At 66.1% G+C, this 478-nt stretch carries 1 protein-coding gene; it reads right to left on the bottom strand.

What is annotated here, in order from left to right; genetic code table 11:
- The coding region (locus QSJ59_RS24290) for a roadblock/LC7 domain-containing protein (protein WP_285762096.1) at positions 1 to 389 on the bottom strand (389 nt) is incomplete at its 3' end.
- Positions 390 to 478 lie beyond the last annotated feature (89 nt).

Below are 478 nucleotides of genomic sequence, written 5' to 3'. Positions count from 1 at the left end.
TGGCGGGGGGCGGAGTCGAGTGAGCGGCCGACTTGGTCGACGAGGACGTTCATTTCGTAGGCGATGAGGCCGACGTCGGATTGTTCTTCGGCGATGAGGGCGAGGCAGGCGCCTTCGCCTGCTGCGGTGACGAAGAGGTAGGCGTGGTCCATTTCGACGACGGTTTGGCGTACGGCGCCGCCGTTGAATTGGCGGCCGGTGCCGCGGGCGAGGCTTTGGAAGGCGGAGGCGACGGCGGAGAGGTGTTCGGCGTCTTCGGTGGTGAGTTCGGTGGATTTGCCGATGAGGAGGCCGTCCGCGGAGAGTACGATCGCGCATTTGGCACCGACGGCGCGTTCGACGAGTTCGTCGAGGAGCCAGTCCAGGTCCCGGGGGGCGTTGTTCGTCACGGTGTGTTGGAGTCCTTGTCGGTGTGGTGCTCGGTGTCGTTGGTGCGTTGTTGTTGTCCGGCGAGGCGACCGCGTCGGGTGCCCTGCTG

The sequence above is a fragment of the Nocardiopsis ansamitocini genome (assembly GCF_030268225.1).
Classification (GTDB): Bacteria; Actinomycetota; Actinomycetes; order Streptosporangiales; family Streptosporangiaceae; genus Nocardiopsis_D; species Nocardiopsis_D ansamitocini.
Note: the sequence above shows the minus strand (reverse complement) of the source record. Positions and strands in the feature narration are given on the sequence as shown.